Annotated in this window: 15 protein-coding genes, 1 tRNA gene and 1 pseudogene; 5 read left to right on the top strand and 12 right to left on the bottom strand. The window is 38.5% G+C overall.

Annotation, left to right across the window (positions count from 1 at the left end):
* Positions 1 to 147: 147 nt before the first annotated feature.
* From M1F14_RS19450 to trmB, 5 genes are all read right to left on the bottom strand, one after another.
* Positions 148 to 1098 carry a siderophore ABC transporter substrate-binding protein gene (locus M1F14_RS19450; protein ID WP_181469117.1) on the bottom strand — a complete coding sequence of 317 codons (951 nt, stop codon included), beginning with the start codon at positions 1096 to 1098 and terminating at the stop codon, positions 148 to 150.
* A gap of 201 nt (positions 1099 to 1299) precedes the next feature.
* The gene (locus M1F14_RS19455) at positions 1300 to 2031 is read right to left on the bottom strand and encodes a DUF2884 family protein (RefSeq protein ID WP_042848733.1); all 732 of its coding nucleotides are present in this window, start codon (positions 2029 to 2031) and stop codon (positions 1300 to 1302) included.
* Between the two features lie 53 nt (positions 2032 to 2084).
* Positions 2085 to 3011, bottom strand: a complete 927-nt coding sequence (gene glsB, locus M1F14_RS19460) for a glutaminase B (RefSeq protein WP_042848734.1) — start codon at positions 3009 to 3011, stop codon at positions 2085 to 2087.
* 109 nt (positions 3012 to 3120) lie between these two features.
* On the bottom strand, positions 3121 to 3450 hold the full coding sequence (locus tag M1F14_RS19465; protein WP_042848735.1) for a YggL family protein: 330 nt from the start codon (positions 3448 to 3450) through the stop codon (positions 3121 to 3123).
* Positions 3450 to 4169 carry a tRNA (guanosine(46)-N7)-methyltransferase TrmB gene (gene trmB / locus M1F14_RS19470; protein ID WP_042848736.1) on the bottom strand — a complete coding sequence of 240 codons (720 nt, stop codon included), beginning with the start codon at positions 4167 to 4169 and terminating at the stop codon, positions 3450 to 3452. The genes M1F14_RS19465 and trmB overlap by 1 nt, the downstream gene beginning before the upstream one ends.
* A gap of 290 nt (positions 4170 to 4459) precedes the next feature.
* Here trmB and mutY point away from each other — a divergent pair, with 290 nt between their 5' ends.
* The 5 genes and pseudogenes from mutY to M1F14_RS19495 all read left to right on the top strand — a co-directional run.
* Positions 4460 to 5512 carry an A/G-specific adenine glycosylase gene (gene mutY, locus M1F14_RS19475; RefSeq protein ID WP_048608261.1) on the top strand — a complete coding sequence of 351 codons (1053 nt, stop codon included), beginning with the start codon at positions 4460 to 4462 and terminating at the stop codon, positions 5510 to 5512.
* 11 nt (positions 5513 to 5523) lie between these two features.
* Positions 5524 to 5793: an oxidative damage protection protein gene (locus tag M1F14_RS19480; protein ID WP_042848738.1), complete on the top strand. Its 270-nt coding sequence runs from the start codon at positions 5524 to 5526 to the stop codon at positions 5791 to 5793.
* 54 nt (positions 5794 to 5847) lie between these two features.
* Positions 5848 to 6921 carry a membrane-bound lytic murein transglycosylase MltC gene (mltC, locus tag M1F14_RS19485; RefSeq protein WP_042848739.1) on the top strand — a complete coding sequence of 358 codons (1074 nt, stop codon included), beginning with the start codon at positions 5848 to 5850 and terminating at the stop codon, positions 6919 to 6921.
* A gap of 187 nt (positions 6922 to 7108) precedes the next feature.
* Positions 7109 to 7184: transfer RNA gene (locus M1F14_RS19490), tRNA-Phe, on the top strand.
* Between the two features lie 167 nt (positions 7185 to 7351).
* Positions 7352 to 7486, top strand: a pseudogene (locus M1F14_RS19495) (Arm DNA-binding domain-containing protein); the annotation flags it as partial.
* A gap of 316 nt (positions 7487 to 7802) precedes the next feature.
* On the opposite strand, the gene M1F14_RS19500 reads toward M1F14_RS19495, so the two are convergent.
* From M1F14_RS19500 to M1F14_RS19530, 7 genes are all read right to left on the bottom strand, one after another.
* On the bottom strand, positions 7803 to 8447 hold the full coding sequence (locus tag M1F14_RS19500; RefSeq protein ID WP_129466820.1) for a hypothetical protein: 645 nt from the start codon (positions 8445 to 8447) through the stop codon (positions 7803 to 7805).
* A complete protein-coding gene (locus tag M1F14_RS19505; protein WP_129466821.1) occupies positions 8440 to 10443 on the bottom strand; it encodes an ATP-binding cassette domain-containing protein in 2004 nt (667 codons plus the stop codon). The genes M1F14_RS19500 and M1F14_RS19505 overlap by 8 nt, the downstream gene beginning before the upstream one ends.
* 95 nt (positions 10444 to 10538) lie before the next feature.
* Positions 10539 to 16208 carry a calcium-binding protein gene (locus tag M1F14_RS19510; protein ID WP_181469116.1) on the bottom strand — a complete coding sequence of 1890 codons (5670 nt, stop codon included), beginning with the start codon at positions 16206 to 16208 and terminating at the stop codon, positions 10539 to 10541.
* Positions 16209 to 16266: 58 nt separating this feature from the next.
* Complete coding sequence (locus tag M1F14_RS19515) at positions 16267 to 17526, bottom strand: HlyD family type I secretion periplasmic adaptor subunit (RefSeq protein ID WP_129466823.1); 1260 nt, start codon at positions 17524 to 17526, stop codon at positions 16267 to 16269.
* A 35-nt stretch (positions 17527 to 17561) separates the two neighbouring features.
* Positions 17562 to 18308 (bottom strand): hypothetical protein, encoded by a 747-nt coding sequence (locus tag M1F14_RS19520; protein WP_129466824.1) that lies wholly within the window; start codon positions 18306 to 18308, stop codon positions 17562 to 17564.
* A gap of 11 nt (positions 18309 to 18319) precedes the next feature.
* Positions 18320 to 19594 carry a TolC family protein gene (locus M1F14_RS19525; RefSeq protein WP_129466825.1) on the bottom strand — a complete coding sequence of 425 codons (1275 nt, stop codon included), beginning with the start codon at positions 19592 to 19594 and terminating at the stop codon, positions 18320 to 18322.
* A 14-nt stretch (positions 19595 to 19608) separates the two neighbouring features.
* Entirely contained in the window at positions 19609 to 21003 is a 1395-nt protein-coding gene (locus M1F14_RS19530; protein ID WP_129466826.1) for a MotA/TolQ/ExbB proton channel family protein, read from the bottom strand.
* Between the last annotated feature and the right edge of the window lie 79 nt (positions 21004 to 21082).

Genomic DNA, 21082 nt, shown 5'->3' on the forward strand with positions numbered 1-21082 from the left:
TAAGCGAAGGTATATTTTCTCGTTCATTGAAAGCCCGCATCAACACCTGATGCGGGCTTTTTATTTAGAGATAAAAAAGAAATAAACGACAATAACAATGAGGATAGTAAATATTACCGTAGCCAATAAGACAACGGCAGATATTAATTACAGGGCATTAACGACAGCATTCACTTGTTCAGTTAAGCTGACTAAGCCACCACCTGACAAGTACCACAAGTCAGATTGTAAATAGGTAATCTTGCCATCTTTATAAGCTTTCGTTTCTTGAATGTTTGTATCTTCAAAAACGGTTTTATCTAATTTGCCTGCACCAATCGCTTCACTACGGTCAATAATCAGGATCACATCAGGATTGGCTTGTGCGATGGCTTTGCTATCGACCACACGGCGTTTAGACTTATCGGCATTTTCATCAATAGGTAATTCAGCACGCTGTGCTTTCACTACGTTATAGACAACAGCTTGGTTATTTGGGATCAGCTTGCCATCATTATGCATTAACACTAATACTTTTTTATTTGAATCAGCGGCTTTTTTCTGAGCATCTGCAATGGTTTTATCTAATTCGGCCAGTTGTTCATCAACTGATTTTTGATTGCCATACAATTCACCAATTACCCCAAGATTTGCCTTTACTGACTCCATATAATGTTTACTATCGGAGCCTAGGTTGATCGTTGGTGCAATATTTGATAGCGCCTCATAAGATTTGCCTTGGCGGCCCGTGATCACAATAAGATCAGGTTTTAACAGTGCAATTTTTGCTAAATCGGGCTGTTTCATCCCACCTGCATTTTCCATTGACGCTGGAATATTGCCTTTAACATAAGCAGGTGCATTTGCTGTTGGTAACGCAACGACTTTATCACCTAGGCCTAGTTTTTGCATTGAGTCATAAACACCGAAATCAAATAAAACCACCTTTTGTGGTTTTTTGACCACCTCAGTTTCACCTGAAAGATGTTTAATCGTGACTTTTTCAGCACCTTGCGCTGTCACCACATTGGGTGTGAAAGCAGCCGGTTCTGCGCTAAAAGCCAAAGGAGCAGAGAATGACAATACAGAAACAAGTACTGCAGGAATGAACTTTTTCATTTAAACGATCCCAATTTAGTCATTAAGCCAAACCCGCATTGTAAAGAGAGTGACTTAGATGTCAACTAAATAAGAATCAATTTCATTTTCATTACCATTAATGATGCGAATATCACATTTATAATGAGAAGTTACAGAGAATGAAATAATAAAACAGTAAGATGATTTTATATCTTACTGTTTTTATACGGGATTAACTATTTAGTTAGCTTTGAGCGAGTTAAGTAGTGAAACGCGTTGTTGTTCCATTGAAGTCACTTTAGCACAGACTTGCTGCCCAAACTGCTGGAAGCTTTTTTCTTGTGTTTTCCATTCGGACTCAAGCTCTTGCTGCAACCCACCTAGATTACCCAACATCCCTTGCAAGGCCTTGCTTGCATCGCCCCCAGATAACAATTGTTTGCGCCCCATTTCATTGATGCTATCTTGCAAAATACCACCTAAGCTTTCATTAACCAGCTGACGCCCTTTTGTTTCTACTGTTTTCATCGCTTCATGATGGAATACATAACCGTTAGGGCGAGTCTCAATGATTTGATCAATTTGCCCATTCAGTTCTTTTTCTAGTTTAGTCAACCGGTTACGAATATTGCTATCCCCCCCAATGACTTTAACAACCACTTTATCAATGGTTTCCCTTGAAGTAGATAATTTTTTTTCTGATTCTTGTTTTATCCAAGGTAAATCACTACGGATCATCGATTGATAACGGATAGCTTGCTGTTTTTGCGTTTCTGTCGCGGCAATATTGTTACCATTGAGTGTGATATCGCCGTCTGGGGTAATTTTTAAATCACCGCTACGGCCAATGACCTGTACGCTTTCTGGCGTCATAAAGATGTCATCTTTCGGAGTGACAGAGCAATTATAATCTGCAGCTTGGCTTGTCGCGCAGGCAAGGAGTGAAAATGCAATTAATGTACGACGTAACATAAAATCTCCTAGTAAAACGTTATATCAACGACTAATGGCTTCAACCAGTGGCGTTAAAAAACAGAACGTCCAATTCGCTTTGATAATAACTCTAAGGCAGCACAACCAGCCAGAGAGTTCCCCGCCGCATCGAGTTCGGGGGACCAAACTGCTACAGTGAATTGGTTTGGTACCACACAAACGATACCACCGCCAACACCAGACTTGCCGGGCATTCCTATCCGAAATGCAAATTCGCCAGAGCCATCATACATACCACATGTCATCATCAACGCATTGATTTGCCTTGATTGTAGTGGAGTGATGATTGGGTCAATGGAACAAGATGACATTCCTTGTGATGTTAAATAGGAAAAACATTTCGCTAATTCAACACAGTTCATACTTAGAGAGCAATAATGAAAATAAGTTTCGAGAACGGTTAAAACATCGTTCTCAAAATTACCAAAGGATTTCATTAAATAAGCAATTGCGGCATTACGGCTTGCATGTTCCAGTTCTGAGCGGGCAACCACTGTGTCATAGCTTATATCAGGTTCACAAGACAATTTTCGAACAAACTCTAGCATCCGTTGCTTAGGCGCACTTAAACGAGATTGCAACATATCGGCGATCACTATCGCTCCCGCATTGATAAATGGGTTTCGCGGGATGCCTTTTTCCATTTCAATTTGAATAAGGGAGTTAAATGGTAACCCAGAAGGTTCTTTACCAACGCGACTCCAAATTTCATTTTCTTCATAGCGTGTCATCGCCAAGGTGAGGCTCAACACTTTAGAAATGGACTGTATTGAAAAGCGCTGATATGCCTCGCCCGCAGTAAAAATATCACCATCTATAGTGGAAACAGCAATACCTAATTGATGAGGCGGCACACAGCCCAAAGCAGGGATATAGTTTGCAACGCAGCCTTTTCCAATAAGTGGGCGTACTTGGTCTAGGATATCGTTGAGTAGCTGGTTAGAAAACATGGCGCTCAAAACGTTGACTCCAGATAATGTTTACTACAGAAAATAAAGGCACCCAATTTTGGATGCCTCTTCAAACTAGTGAAAATTGAGTTTATTCATTGAGGTAAACCCAATAAAATCATTCCCACCAAACATCAAACAACTCAGAAACAACGACGTCGTTCATGCCTTTTGATTTTAGCCAGTTTTCAACAATTTGACGGTGCTCTTCGGTACACTTACCAATTTTTTGTAAGCAAACGATCCCTTCCCAACTCATGTAGCCACTTGCTTCAAACGCTAAACCATTCGGCTCAATCGCTTCTGCAATCAGTTGGTCAACGGTGCTGTCAACTTCCTCAATCGGCGTACCTTCTTTAAAGCTCCATTTAACAGTGAAGCCTAACTCTTGGAATTCATCCAAGCGCATTTTTTTACGTAAACGACGACTACGTGGTTGTTTAGCCATTATTTGATCCTCTCAAACATTAAATCCCATACACCGTGCCCTAACCGCTGGCCTCGCTTTTCAAACTTTGTTTCTGGCCTTGTTGCAGGACGAGGAACGTAATCACCTGATGATGATAAATTATTATAGCCTTCGACACTCGTCATGACTTCAAGCATATGCTCAGCATATGGCTGCCAATCAGTCGCCATATGGAAAACACCGCCAATTGTTAATTTACTGCGAATTTTTTCCGCAAAAGGGACTTGAACAATACGACGTTTGTTGTGCTTGGCTTTATGCCATGGGTCAGGGAAAAACAACTGAACCATTGCCAAGCTACCATCAGGGATCATGTAATCCAATACTTCGATAGCATCATGGCACATCACGCGTAAATTAGTGACATTCTCTTCTTTTGCTGATGCTAAACATGCCCCAACCCCCGGCGCATGAACTTCAATACCTAAAAAGTTTTTATCTGCATTTTGTGATGCCATGGCCACCAATGAAGCGCCCATGCCAAACCCAATTTCCAATGTCACTGGATTTGAGTTCTTGAATACTTTGGCAAAATCAAAAGGCTGATTGATAAAATCAATGCCTTTCTCTGCCCATTCTTTTTCTAATGCGTCTTCCTGACGTTTTGTCAGACGCCCTTGACGGCGGACAAAACTACGGACTCGGCGCATAACCCGCCCTTCTTCATTATATTCGGGGGAGATTACATTATTGATCATAATAAAGGTTCTAAAAAATAGTTGCCCAATTAAGTTAATGTGCCAACAATCAAGTGATATTAAGGTGATTCATTATCAAACCTATCAATTCCTACCCTAAATACCCCAAATGGGAGCCTTTAGCCCCCTTTGAGACACAAAGGATATCGGAGTTTAGCAAAACTTCTGCAAGGTTGCAGTTGATAATTAGCTAACTTTACACTAAACCACACAATAGCGGTTTACAGCCCCCGTAGTCTATGTTGCAATTCCTACCATGACTGGCAATATCAATAAAAATAAAATTATCAATGGAAGCTCAACAATTTTCATCTGCAGTGCTCGGCTGGTATCACAAATACGGCCGTAAAACCTTGCCTTGGCAACAGGAAAAATCATCCTATCATGTGTGGTTGTCAGAGGTTATGCTGCAACAAACCCAAGTAAGTACTGTCATTCCGTATTTTGAGAAGTTTATTGCTCGTTTTGAGGATGTCACAGCCCTTGCCAATGCGCCGCTTGATGAAGTATTACACCTGTGGACAGGTCTTGGCTACTACGCACGGGCTCGTAACCTACATAAAGCCGCACAAATGGTCGCCACTCAATATAATGGCCAATTTCCCCGTACATTCGATGAAATACTTGCTCTACCCGGTGTTGGGCGTTCAACAGCAGGGGCGATTTTGTCATTATCACAACAGCAGCACTACCCTATTTTAGATGGTAATGTTAAACGCGTGTTAGCTCGTGCCTATGCGGTTGATGGCTGGCCGGGGAAAAAGGAAGTGGAAAACCGCCTGTGGGATATTAGCACTGACGTCACGCCAAAAGTTGGGGTCGAGTTTTTTAACCAAGCCATGATGGATTTAGGGGCTATGGTCTGCACCCGTAGTAAACCTAAATGTGAAATTTGCCCTGTTAATTTTGGCTGTATTGCTTATGCGAATCACTCATGGTCGAACTACCCCGGAAAAAAACCGAAACAAAAGATCCCTGAAAAAAGTGCTTGGTTCTTAATTATGCAACACGAAGATAATGTATGGTTAGAACAACGACCGCCATCAGGCATTTGGGGTGGGCTATTTGCCTTCCCTCAATTTGAGTCTTTAGAGCAACTTAATCAATGGTTAAAAGATTCTGGCCTTGAATATAACTCGCCAGAGCAATTAATTTCCTTCCGCCACACATTTAGCCATTTTCATTTAGATATTATCCCTGTAAAAGTTAATATTCAGGCATTTAATTCTGCCATGGATGAAGGCAAGGGACTCTGGTATAACTTACACTTAGGTGCAACTATCGGTCTTGCTGCCCCAGTTGAAAATTTATTAAAGCAGCTTGCCTTACTACCTGAAATTTGAGGAAAAAGTTAATGAGTAGAACCATTTTTTGTACATTCTTACAACGTGATGCTGATGGGCAAGATTTTCAGCTTTACCCAGGTGAGTTAGGAAAACGTATTTTTAACGAGATATCGAAAGAAGCATGGAGTCAATGGATGGCTAAACAAACCATGCTCATTAATGAAAAGAAACTCAATACCATGAACCCCGATGACCGTAAAATGTTAGAACAAGAAATGATCAAGTTCTTGTTTGAAGGTCATGATATTCATATTGATGGTTATACGCCTGAAAAATAATCTGTTTGTCTACCTACTCAGTAGGTAGACTCTTGCACCAAGACTGTGAATCGTATGAAAAAACTATTTGCGCTGAGCTTATTGATCCCTCTAATTGTTTCATGTTCTAGTAATCAAAAGTCTGACTTTAACCCTAATCATGTCAAAGACACCAATGGGTTCGATATTTTAATGGGGCAATTTGCCCATAATATTGAAAATATTTGGGGCATTAAAGAAGTGCTGATTGCAGGTCCAAAAGACTATGTGAAATACACAGATGAATACCGTACCCGCAGCCATATTAACTTTGATGCAGGGACTATCACCGTCGAAACTATTTCAGCAATAGAGCCTTCTGAACACTTAAAAAAAGCAATTGTCACCACATTATTGATGGGTGATGACCCCAACTCTATCGACCTTTACTCTGATATTAATGATATTCCCCACAGTAAAGAGCCATTTTTATTTGGACAAGTACTCGATAACACTGGGGAAGCTATTCGTTGGGAATGGCGTGCAACAAAGTTTGCTGATTATCTAGTCGAAAATAAAATGCAGCGCCGCCAGTCTGGTATGAATGTTGTTTGGTCAGTGACCATGCAATTAGTCCCAAATCATTTAGACAAACGAGCTCATAAATATTTGCCATATATTAAAAAATCAGCCGCAAAATACGGTGTTGATGAATCACTAATTCTGGCGATTATGCAAATTGAATCAAGTTTCAACCCTTATGCTGTAAGCCGTTCGGATGCTATGGGGTTAATGCAAATAATGCCAAATACTGCGGGTAAGGATGTTTTCCGCTCACAAGGTAAATCCGGTGTTCCTAGCCGTAGTTATTTATTTGACCCCGAAAAGAATATCGATACTGGTACAGCCTATTTGGCGATATTACAAAACAGTTATTTAGGCGATATCCGTAACCAAACATCACGCCGATATGCCGTTATAACGGCCTATAATGGTGGGGCTGGCAGCGTATTGCGTGTCTTTCACAGTGATAAAAAACAAGCAGCACAACGTATTAATAATTTAGAGCCAGGTGAGGTATATGAAACCTTGTCTACTAAGCACCCTGCCGCTGAGTCACGTAATTATCTAATTAAAGTGAATAAAGCTCAGAAAAATTACTTACGTTAAAAGCCGATAAACATCAACGCCAGTCAACCCTAAAGCCATTTCAGGCTGGCGTTGACTAATAACCTTAGTCTTTTTATGTTTTTTCGGTTAAAAACTAGCTAACATGTTGAAAAAAAGCGCATACAGTCAAAAGTTTATTGAAAGCGTCTTGACTCAACCAATGAAATCAGGTTTAATACGCTCCGTTGCCCGGATAGCTCAGTCGGTAGAGCAGGGGATTGAAAATCCCCGTGTCCTTGGTTCGATTCCGAGTCCGGGCACCACGCATTTATAACCCTCGCTTCGGCGGGGGTTTTTGTTTATAGCGCCCGCTAAAATCAGCACTCTTCCAAAGTTTCAACTCATATCGCCCCCATTGTGCGGGTACAATTATGGGCATATGCTCGTGCGACAGAATTTTGTACCCATTTTATCTTTCAGGAAGCTAGCCATGGCTGTAACTGACGCTAAAATTCAGGTCGAGAAACTCGATACCAAGCCCTATAAATTAACTGATAGCGCAGGTTTACATTTACTTGTGAATACTAACGGCTCTAAGTCCTGGCGATTACGCTATTGCTATATTCCCCCTTCAACCATGAGTTTTGCATATTCGAGTTTTTGCTTTGCGCTAAAGTCACTTTTACTTTTCAGGTTATATTTATACTTATAAGGTTATATTTATACTTATAAGGTTTTGCTTAATGATAAGCTATAAATCTCTACAGTTTTATTAAACCATTACAGAGTCTTATGGTGACTAAATATAGAAATAAAAATGGGGGAACTGTAAATTGTATCTTTGACAAAAATACCCGCTCATCCCTTTTTATTTTGATTAGACGCCTAACAGCGTCTAATCCTATCATTACATATCGATAAATAAATTCACTGGCAAAAAATCAAATGCCATCAACATCAAATAAAAGTCGATGGCCATCAGTACTCAGCTCGACTTGAGTTTTACTCGAACTGAACGTTGTGAAGGTAAAAATAAACTCACCATTAATATTGGTCTGTGTTTCATATTGCTGAGGCACAGCATGATTATTCGCTTTAAATTGCACGGAGGTATTTAGCGCTAATCGCCCTTTTTTATCCATTAAATCACCCATAATCTTTACTTTCCAGCCACCATTTATATTCTCTTGTTTTTCAATGCGAATATTGCCAATACAAAGCATGCAACTATTCTGTTTTGTGAGTGGGTCTGTACGTTGTTGTGTTTTTTTCTGTTCAACATTATTCTTAACCTCAACCGATATCTCCGTTTCTTTCGCTATTTTTTTTAAGGGGACTGACTCTGGCTGCGTATTCTTCCCTAGTATTTTTTCAATCTTTTTTTCTGGCTCTTCCTGATGAGTTAATGTCTGAAGTTGTTTTTCGATTTTTTGTTGCGGTAACGGGGTATTCGACACTGTTTGAGTTGGTGAGATAAGCTCCATCAACCCTTGCATTGTCTCATCCAAATTATCATGTTGCTGACCTTGCGCCGTTCCCAGAGAACAGACTATGATCCAGAAAATCCCTATTCGAAAATTAATCATCTTTTTTATCCTGTGGTTTGACGTATGCATATTGCTGCAAAAAATCTGATTTCGGACCATCAAATATCATTTTCCCTTGATTAAACGCGACTACCCGATCGACCAAATCAATATATTGCAGATTATCCGCAAACAATAATAAGGTTGTTTCGGGCGTCATTTTGGATTTGGCTAATTGAATAAATTGCTGCTTGACGCCATTATCAACCAAATGCAATGGCTCATCGAATAACCAAATATCCCGTTGTGTTAATGCAAAACGCGGTAATGACAACATCTGTTTCTGTACTGGCGATAACTCAAAAGGTAAATGATGGAAAAGTGTATATAATCCATTACTTAATAATGGTGGAAGCCACTTTAGATACGAGACTGATAAGGCCTTCTTGCATATCATTTCTGGAAAAGCTTGTTCAGCACATAAATGCGTCATAAAAGACTCCCCCAATAACATTGGCCATTGGGACTGATAATGAACGCGTTGGCTAATTTGATTAAACGGTATTTGGTGCCCATCTTGATCTTGAACGGTAATTTGTCCCGTTTCCGGCAATATTAACCCCATTACCATCTTAGACAATACGGTTTTCCCGCTCCCTTGGTGCCCGATAAAAGCAACTTTTTCACCTTTATTAATTTGAATATTAATATTTTTGAATAATGGATGACTTTTTTCGAATGCCAAACTCACGTCATGAATAACCCATTTAAAATTAACATTATCATTGAATGAAGTTATTTCTTTCTGGGCGGTATTTTCAATAAATTTATTCAACGATTTTATTTTTGCATGGATTTTATTTATCATTGGAATTGAGTGAATAAACGAAACCATCGATTGACTCACTCTCGATGACAAAATAATCACCGCAAACAATGAAGCTATTGAAATATCATTATGTTGAATAAGATAAAAAGCCAGAACAGTGATAAAAATACTTTGTACTGACGAAATAAATGCCAATAATGAGGATAACCCTTGCTTTTCAGAATGCGTATGTTGGTTATATTGATATAGGTTATTCTCATTCATGAAATTAACGGAGGATAAACGCGAATCAACACCATTCATTTGATAGCAATCAATCGTTGAGGAGGTGATGGCCTGAAGATATGGAAATTTTTTCTCCTTCAAATAATAGGCATAGTAGAAACCAATACCGAGCAGTATCAATAATGATATAATAGGCACAATAACTAATGCGCCAGCCATTAAATAAATAACAAATAAAAAAATTAACACAAAAAAAACATCAAAAAAATTCGTGGATATGATCCCCCAAAATAAAATACCCAGCTCTTTTAAGTCACGCAATGCAATTTCTTTATCTTTCCCCCATTGATTGTCAAAAGAGTGCGTTTTCCTTATAACACGATTCAGTATCTCCGGCTGTATATTATTTTTGTAGGCTTCCATTGCTTTAAATCCATAATGCATTTTGCTCTTTTTCAGTAGAAACTCACAAAAGAAACAGAAGAATGCTATGATCGATAATGTCCACAATGATGATTCTGCCGCAGATGGAATAATACGCCCATAAATAGCATTAAAATACAGTGGCGATGTAAGCGCAAAAATATTAATGAAAAATGAGATGATAAATATCATCATCAAATTTTTATTTCTTAAAATCGAGGTAAAACTAAAAGAGATATTCAATTTTTCTTGATGCTTTTTTCTCACCTGATATGCATTATTTTTTTTAGTGTCACATTGATTAACATCATTCATAAAATGCCAACCCGAATCATTTTTTATCAGATAGCCTTGTTCTGATGGCATTAAATTATGTAAATCAATTGGGGTAATATAAATGTCAAAAATATTTTCTGCGGTAGAAATGAATGTATCGTGTGTACTCTCAGGATTAATTTTAGATAAAAATTCGCCCCATTGATAAGCGTGATGTTCAATATTAAGATAAGTCAATAATTGGCTTAATGTTTTAACAAAGCCAACGGTATCCTCACCTTGAAAAGATGATTCCATATTCATGATATTTAAGCCACTATCAATTATAATATTAATAAAACAGCACGATACTCAAGAGTCCTTGAGTATCGTGCTAATAAAGCTATATTAAAATGCAATTAGTGCATTGAGTCTCCTTGTGAATTTTCACTATACGAAACATGTACCTCACCTAATCCGCTATAGCTAAATATATCACTATCGGCATTCTCTATACGTGTCCACCCGTCCTCATTACGAAATTCAACATTATTTTTATTACCCACTTCAATGTTGATTGTATTCGTGTCATTTCCATAACGTTCCGTAATTTCAGAAAAATCCAACACAATTTTTTGCCCATCATCTAACGCATTAAATTCAAACTTATCAATTTGAGTTGTCTGATTATTAATATAATAAAACATCTCTTTATCATTCACTTCTTGGCCTTTAAACGTGAAGATATCGACTTCATTCCCCCCATCTATGCGTGTCGGCATACTATTAATGTCATAAATATTATACTGATTAGTTCCTGATAGCCCTTTAATATTGACATTGGAATTATTACCTGCATAGAAATTAAAGATATCATCACCGTAGCCGCCCGTAATATCAATCCAATGATTTTCCCCACTAAAATCAAAGGTATTATTGCCATTATGCTCAATAACATTCAGTTTATTGGCCGCACTTCCACTATTAACATTCACACCATCAAAGCTATAGGTATCATTTCCACTACCTTTCGATTCAATACGTGAATTGATTAATGCTCCTGTCATTTTAAACGTGTTATTACCGCCTAAACTGGTAATTGATAAATTGTCATTACTGACTGAATGAGAGAAATCAAAGACGTCATCTTTTTCACCTGTATTGATGGTGATATTTTTATTTTCACCCGATACTGTAAAACTATTACCGCTTCCTGCTGTTCCTAGATTTTCGCCTTTATCAGTATTAATAATAAACTTATTGGAGGATATCGCGTCTTTATTGACGTTCTCTAATACCACCACATCATGCCCACTTTCAGAATAGTAAGTCACTTTACCCATCATTGAGTCTTTGATACTTAACGTATTATCACTACTGGAGTTTGCAGAGATAGTCATATCACTATTATTACTATCTCTAAAATCAATTTTATTATTACCCCCAACAAGATCAATATTTAGATTTTTATTCATTCCTTGAAAATCAAGTACGTTTGTTCTGTTAGAGCTAGATTCAACATGAATATTATTCTGCCCTGTTGAATCGGTTTGATTCACATTATTAAACAATAATGCATTACCTCCGATACTATTAATGGCGATATCGGTATTCGACAAGCTGGTATCGGTAAAATTAAATATGTTATTCGCATTTGACGTCGTCACTTTAATGTTGCTATTTTTGCCATTAAAGTTAAACGTTTCTGAACCCGATAGGTTGGTATTTTTACCTGCGTTAATCTCCAAAGATGACGTACTCGTACCATTGAAATGATACTCGTCAATTCCTGTTCCCCCTTGAATGGTTAATTTATTCCCTTCATTGATATTCCCTTTAAAGGTAAATTTATCACCGTGATTTGACCCTTTAATTTCCTGAGCATGGGTGAAAGAGTCTATTTTTTCACTTCCAACAGAACCTTTGATTGTTTGGTTTTTACCCTCTGACCCCATGTTTAATTGGATACGATCGTTAAATGATTCATAATGCAGGATCAAATTAGCATCATCGGTATTGATTTGATTATTGACGTCAGCGTGAGAATGAAAATCAACAGTACCCCCGACTAAATCAAACTCCATGTCATGGCTATCGCTACTTTGAATATTGGCGTACACCATATTGTTGCCATTAACAAACTGACTAAAACCATCACCTTCAAGTTTATCAGTGCCCACCAGAGTATTGTTTTCTCGTTTAGCAATGTTGCCCGCTAAAAAATCGGCATTAATCGTGCTAAGCTCATCGGCAGCTTGATAGGTTGCACCATTGCCAGTCAGAGTGTCATCGCCTTGACTTGATAGTAGCGTCATCCCCTCTTTTAATACGATGGTGTCATCCTGTTTCGAGCCTTGCAGCACATTGAAATCATAGATATTATCCCCTGTACGCCCATCGGTAAAACTCACCGTATTACCCTGTGTTGCGTCATACTCGATACCGCTCGTGGTGTTCTCTTGATACGAGACTAGAACGGTTTTATCTGAGTGTCCTTTCAGCCCTCCCTCAATCGTATTACCACCACCATTCACATGCAGATAGGTATTGTGCTCTCCATTATCGACCGTAATATTCGCACCTTGCGCTTTATTACCCCAATTAACCTGAAGTTCATTGTCACCTTGATAATTGATTTTATCAATATAGTTAAAATCCGTTTTTTGCCCTGTAATATCTTGACCCGTCAGATTATTTTTTGATGATAAACTGCCTGACTGACCATTATCCCCCAATCGAATAATATCTGTAGAGTCCTCAACATTCTGATAGACAATATTGAGCGTATTATGAGCTGCTGCGGGCTTGGTTTGCCCTGCACTTTCAGGGTTAATCGTAAAATACCCTTGGTGGTTGAGGTTAACCGTATTATTGCCACTGCCGGTCACCACGGTAAATTCCGTTTGACTCGCCAGCGTATCGGTACCAAAGTTCAGCGTAAAGGTATCGTCACCTTGACTGCCGGTGACCTTTGTCACGGCATTGGTATCCGCAGTATCGTTTCCTGTAATCGTTGATGTCGTGTCGCCCTTATTAATCGCGCCATGAATACCATCATATTCAAACTGCATACCCGTTGTTAATTCAGAGCCATCAATCGAGAGTTCATGACCTTGCGTTTTATAGGTATGATTTCCTTGTATTTCAATAATGCGATTGCCCGTTCCTGCGCCTGTTTCAAATATGACATCAAACTTATCTGTGGCTTTATACACATTGCCATTATGGTCATTGCCCGTGATGTAACTGACATTTTTTAGGTTTTCTTGGCTTTGTCCATCGCGAACTAAATTCCCTTTATCCGCAGAGAGGTCAAAATGCAGTTGGGCATCCACATTACGATAATCAATATGATTAGTTTGAGAAGTATTATCTACCGTAATATTCGCAAAGCCTTTACCCACTTTGACAATATTATTTTCATTCGATAATGAGATATCCATATCTTCTTGACGAGTTTGGCTTAAGGTAATCTCTGTATTACCGCCTTTTAATCCCGCAATATTGCTAACCATCCCTTCGCCACGAATAAGGTCAATATAAGTTCCGTCATCGATATTGACATTCCGGCTAGCATCTAAATTGATCACCGCTTTATGGCGACTATCAAGATCGTTCGAATAATAGTCCAAATCCATTGTCGAATCTTTGGCTAACATAATCGAATGGCTGGCTTTACCCCCATGCAGGGTCAAGTGCGTATCTGCTGCTGTTGTGAGGGTATTATCGCCGCCATTTTTCGCTAAGAAATCCAGTGTGCCTTCCGCTAAATGGACGGTATTCGTCCCGCCATTCTCACTGACGAACGTTGTTTCCCCTTTCGATTGCAAGCTAATGGTACCGCCATTATGGGAGGTAATATGATTCGTCGATTTCCCCTCTCCCGCGATATAATCAACAATCCCGCCAGTGTAATCCAATGTATTGATAAAATCACTGTGACGGTCATTCGCACCCGTACCTGAGGAACCGTTGTACCTTAAAATAGAGTTATTAACGACAGCGGTATTAGTGTGCCCATTCGCATGGATAGTCGATACGCCAGTATCTAGAAGGTAGCTATTAGTTTGGTCACCACCGTAAAGTTGGTTGCTCCCATTTTTGACATTAAAGCTATTTTCACCACTGACACCCACAAGGGTGTTTTCGCCCCCCGTTTTACCAATAAAATCCGTTCCACCTTCACTGCCCACAACATGGTGGATATTAATCAAACTGTCTTGAGTTTGCCCTTTCTCCACTTTGCCTGTGTTCAAATTGACCGTGATTTTCTCATTTAACTTTGCGTAATCAACCAGACTATTTCCAGCACCGCCATCAATCTCATACTGTCCATTTCCAGCTTGGATATAGTTATCACCGACTTTCTCGGTTACTTTTGTGGCGCTATCACCTAAAATAATGTGGTCATTTTTTGCTGAACCCACAATGTGATTAATACCAGTAAATGAATCCTGACCGCTATCAACACCATTATGGGTAGTTTTTCCTTGGGTCAAGTCAATAGTGACACCATTGATATCTAATGTGTGGCCACTTCCCGCTAATGTCATGTGATCATAAGCGGTATCCATGCCCGCTTTATGATAATCCAGCGTATTGTTTCCCGCATTTCCAACGAGGGTATTACTACCGCCATTCATCACATACGTATCATCTCCTGTTCCACCTTTAATGGTGTGGCCTTTATTATTTAAAATAAAAGTATCACCGTGGTTCGAGCCAATGATCGTTTCAAAATTATTAATGTTCTGCGTTTTTCCATTGCCTAAATTAACGCTACCGGCATCATTAACCGTCACGCCAATCTTATCAAACGCTTGAGTGACATCCTGGGTGAGATCCACTTCAATGTGTGTTTTCGCATGGCTGTAATCAAGCGTATTATGACCGCGACCACCATCATAAATATCCTCACCAATACCTGCTTTTAGGACATCATCACCTTGACCTAGTTTGACGACTAAGGGAGTCGGGGTATAACCCAAGTTGACGCTGCCACTTTCGTTTGTAATCTTGTCAGGATCGCTACTAACAACAAAATCAAGGATCCCTTTCTTTTCACCGAGTGCTTCACCCGTTGCGGAATTAAACTCAATATCCACCGAAAAACTGTTATCCTTACTCGGATAAACAACCGCAAATTCGTTCGGTTTTAAATTGAGTGCATTGCCTTCTGGCGTACCCGCTTTAATGATTTTATAATCATCACTCATTTCAGCGCGAAATTTTACCTCGGTTAACACATCGACGTTATCGACAGCAATAACTCGCGTCACAGAGCCATTATCATAATTCCAACCATTTAGCTCAGCATCGACCGTCCAACTCTGTGTCGAAGAAGACAAATCGAGAGTGGTATTTTCATACTGTGCTTCAAAGGAACCATCAGTACGCGAGCCCCCTATCGTAATCGTATGGTCTTGATTATTTCTAATGTCACCCGATTGATACGTGTTCATATCAAACTGTTTACTTGTCGCAATCTGCTCTTTTGGCGGAATGATAATGATAGATTCATTCTCATTTTTTGGGGGAAGACCTGAAGACGAGATAACAATAGGCTTTTCTGGCATGGGTTCAGTGCTATAGTCCCCATACCCCGTAAAATCACTAATAGGGGCTTCAAATTTATCATTAGAGGCCGTTGAGGTTTCATTTGTTGCGTCTTGCTCTTTAACAATAACCTCTTGTACCTTCACGATTTTCGTGATGACTTTCGGGGGAGCAGGCTCATCAGGTGTGACATCGGACTGTGCATCATCAGCGCTATCATCTTGATTCTCTGAATTCGCAGCTTTTTGTTCTTTTGCTTGATTTTTATTTAAGCTGCCATCAATGTCGAATTCATTTTTTTCAACATAGTTAATTAGCTCTTTTGATGAAATACTTTTTCCATCGGCAAATTTCAGATGAAACACATCTTTTGACATGGATAAAAACTGTGCGGCAAAAGGATATTCATAAATATCGCCATCACGTGTTTTTATCACAATATCTTGACCCACAATATAAATTTTCGCACCGTCAAACGAGGTCGGTACCTCATTATCTTGAAACGTTTTAATAACGAAGACTTTATTTTCCATTGATAACCTCAATTGGTTTTAATTTAAAATTTGTACGAAAAATACCTAAACAAGGGTATTAAGGTTCCTGTAGTGCGGTGGAAAAACCGCTATATAGAGGTTTGAAGAGATATTGAAATACACTGCGCTGGCCGACAGTTAAATAAGCATTAACGCTCATACCGGGATAAACTTTATTCCCTAACGTATTTTGCTCTACCGCGATTTGGATCTTGTAATAACGTCCCTCGCGCTCTTCAATTGAATCAGAGCTGATCACCGAAACTTTGCCATGCAGTATTTCATTGTTATTCGTACCAAACGAATTAATACGCACTTTGCTGTCCATGCCTTCCCACAGCTTATCCCTATCCTCGGGTTTCACTTTGGCAACAACCACAATCGGGACGTTATCCGGAAGGATGGTTAATATTTCTCCTCCAGGAGGGATCACCGAACCTGAATTCGTTTTTACCAATAATTGAATTGTTCCATCAACTGGGCTGTAGATTTGTTCTTGTTCTTTTCGATTAGCAACCGTGCTTTCTTTTACTAAAGCCTCATTGATGTTGCTACGGACTTCTAATAGCTCCTCTTCACTTTTCGCTTTATAGTCATCGTGTATTTTGACAATATTCAAATCCGCCTGGGCTATCTCAATGTTTAAGGTTGCCGTTTGCGCTTGCAGATTACGCAATGCGTTTTCTGTTTTCTGTAACTCCGCTTGTGCGGCTAAATAGTTACTCGACGAGACGGCACCTTTACTGACCAGTGACTGAACAATATTCACCTGTTTCTGCCCTAAGCTGCGCTCTTTAATTAAACCCGAAATTTGCGTGTTTAACTGCGCCAGCATGGAGGTCTTTTGGTCTTTGGTGGTTTTCGCGATATTTAACGCTTTATCAAGAGAACTTTTGCGACTGAGATAGGCAGAAAGCTCTTGTTCAAACAACTTCTCCTCCATAGAGTCTGTCTTTGCAAAGTCTTGCTGACGAATTTCTGCCAGCAAGCGTTGCTCTCTCACACGTAGTGACTCAAGGCTATTGCGATTCCGGTTAAAATCTTCCGTTATGTAGGAGTTATCAATCACCGCAAGTAACTGCCCCGCTTTTACCTTGCTGCCTTCTTGCACCAATAGCTGCTCAACTTTGCCACCACTGGCGTGCTCAATAACGACATTACGGTTTTTCACCTCTAAATACCCTTTTGCATCAATCGCTATGTCGAGCTGCAAAAACAATAGCCCAAATAGCGATACTAAAAATAAAAAAGGTAACCATTTCCGAATGGGAAACCCCACTCGAAAATAGCGCCATATTGAGAAAATAACATTCCTCATATGATTAATAACCTAATTTAATATTAGAAGCATAGTTACTGTTCATGGCTTTTTTCCGGTTTAATTCTGAATAACAGATATTCATTTTCGATATTATTTGATCCTGTCGGGCTTCGATGAATATAATTTGACGGTTCAAACTTTTTATTTTTATCAACTAATAGGCGTAAAATATCCATATAGAAAATATATTGTTTCCGATAAATTGCCCCTAATGATACAGAGCTATCCTTATTCAAAATAACACCGATATCAATACCGTTACGTTCAATCAACGCTAAATTATCTTGATACCATTTTCCTAGTTTTTCTTTATCTTCTTTGGTTAATAACTCTTGCCCTTTCGCTAATGATAATGTGAAATCACCAGCATGCTTTTCAAGCATGTCTGAATTATCATCCAAGACAATCTCTTCTCGCTGAGGGGCTTTAGCTGCTTGCTCCTCACCATTTTGACCTTCTTGTGCTTCGTTACCTTTACCCTCTGCATTATTCGCCAGCACTAACGAATTTTCATTCTCATTATGCTGATCGCTGTCTTTATTCATCTCAGCATTTTCTTTATTAATCACGGCTTTCATTTCAAGTTGATTTTTATTCTCAACAATTTCTTCAGCACTCATATTAATAATATTATCAAGCTTCTCTTTATATTCTGCCTCGATATTTTCCTTAATCATCATCGCAAATAATAAACTAACTAAAACATATACCAATAATAATACCGTCATCATATCAACATAGGCAGGCCAAATATGATTAGACTTAGCTCTTTTCATCATTTAGTCACTCATTATTGAGTCAATATCTCAATACCATTAAGCGTATTGCCATTTAAATTATATAATGATAATACCGCGATATACGCACTCATTTTATCATTCAATATTTCTGTATTGATATTTAGTAAATCTTTTTGTGCATTAATTAAATCTGTTAATGGACGACTTCCTAAAGAAAATTCAGATTGATAAATATCTAATGTATGAGCGGCTTGCGCTTGTGACTGTAGATCGATAGATAAACGCCCTTTCGTACTTTGATACAAGTTAATGAAATCTTGTTGGCGTTTATCTAAATCACGATATGCCATTTCTAATGTGATCTTAGAAACTTCATGGTTATTCACCGCCTCGCTAACTCGAGCACGTAATAACCCTCCATCAGTCAGTGGTACACTCATTTGTACATAAGCTTCACTCCCTGGAAAATTATCACGATTAAAATCCGTTCGATAAGTCCCGTATAATTGGATGGTCGGATAGCGCTCCGCTTGTTGAGCATCAATTTTCGCCGCATTCATATTGACGTTTGCCTTCAACATCTCTATCGACGGGTTATTCGAATTATCAAAGCTCACTTGGTTAATATCCTGATGATAAGTGAAGTCACGTTCCAATAAACTAATAATTGAATCGGGTGTTTGCCCTGTGAGATTCTTTAATGCAATACGGCTATCAACTAAATTTTGATTAGCAATCTTAAGCCTTGATTGCGCTTCAGAGAGCGCAAGCTCTCCGCGGACTTTATCGGAATAGGCACTAAACCCCGCCCCAACACGTTGATTAATGAGCTTTTGCAAGCCTTCAACACGGGATAAATAATCACGAGATAACTGGTAGTTTTGTACGGCAAAATCATACTGTACATATGCCGTGAAAACATCGTAGTACAGGATCTCTTTTTGCAAAAACAATCGAAACTGGCTACTTTCTTGACCAAATTTAGCCGAATTTACCTGAGCTTCACGAACACCAAAATCATACAATGTCCACAATAATGCTGCATTGATTTGAGATTGTTGATCGGTTGATGGCTGATAATCTTCACTTTCCCATTTACGCTGGTTTTTTGTTTTGGCAATCAAATCCACCTTTGGCCAATAGGATGCGTAAGCTTGAGTCAATCTATCATCCGCTATTTTTTTCTCAAACGTGGTCTTTTTCACATCTAAGCTATAATCATCAGCCATATCAATATACTGAGAAATAGACATGGCTGACTGCGCAGACATACCGAGCGAGGAATAGAATAAACTCGCTAAAACTATTTTATTTACTATTTTCATGATTCCGTTCTTCTCTATTTATCAGATACTGATAATGAATTCACAACTGTATTTTTAGTTTTAATAATCTCTTCTAATGCATAAATACTAATATCATGATTAATTCCTTGAATTGATAATATTTTATCGATATTCCCTTTATTATAAAGGCTGTTTTCGTCCAAGTTTTTCATCGTTTTATTTATTTCAGCTGTCATATTGCCATTGTCATAAAGAAGATTATTTAAACTTAATAAATCTTTACTCAGACTGAGCTGATAACGTTCTAATTGCCCTTCTAACGTCGTCGATAGTTTATTCAGTTTTAAAATTTCATTACGATTTGATAATGCCTCATTGATTAATTTATCCATGGATGAATTAGAGGATTGACTAACTTCAATAAGCTGCTGGCGATTCATCGCAATTTCTTGTCTTAAGGTATCTCGAGCCGAAACTAATTCATGATTGGATTCAAGAATATGTTTAACTACACCAGAGAGTTCATTTTTAACGCTTTGGTTGCTTTCAATCAACACATCGCCTAACTTACCGACGCTATTATTAACCGATTGTAATTGTTTAATTTCGTCAACCATGACATCAAATGATTTAGCGACTTTAAGATTAAAGTTATCAATTTTAGTCTCCAATTGAAGGATAAAATCTTTAGTTTGATCGCAAAATGCATTTAATTTTTTTATCCCCTCATTAAGAGCTTGCTGTGATAATGCAGCAACATCACTATTCTTAGCATAAAGAACTGGGTCGCTTAGCAACGCTTCTTTTCGGGTATATAGCCATGTCTTAATACTTTCGACAAACTCACTGTTTTGTCTATCAATCAGCAAACTAATTAAACCAACAAACAAAGACGATAATAACCCCATTAATGATGCAGAGAATGCCCCTGACATGCTCCCGAGAGGTGTGGAAATCGCTTCCACCATCGCATTACCGCTATCCCCTGTTGCTGCTCCTAATACACCCGAAATTGACCCCATCGTTCCCATCAAGCCAATAAAGGTACCGAGCAAACCTAAACCAATCAGTGTTCCTGCTAAATATTCTAAAATACGGGCTTTCCAGTCGGTATATTCCGTCCATGTTGTAATAAGTTCTTCTTGTTTCTTTCCTTGCATTTTAATAATTGTTTTAAAGCGCTCACCAAAAATATGTTTCGCTTCATTGTCATCTAATTCTTTATTAGATTGGACGCACTTATTCCAGTAAGAATAAATCCTATTTATTTTCAATGATGAAAAAACACAAAAAAAAGCACTACCCGCTAATAAAATACTAATTGTAATATTGATTGCAACGTTATGGCTAATCGCTTCAAAAATAAAGTCAGAAATATAAACCATAAAAGCAACAAACACAGCATTAACAATAACTATCAATGCTGTCATTTTATTTATTTTAGTCACAAAACCCCCTAGAAATTAACAAAATAGATATTTATAAAACTTTTTTAAAAAGAAAAACAAATTCATTTACAATATAAAT

This window comes from Providencia sp. PROV003 (assembly GCF_045040775.1).
GTDB classification, from domain to species: Bacteria; Pseudomonadota; Gammaproteobacteria; order Enterobacterales; family Enterobacteriaceae; genus Providencia; species Providencia huashanensis.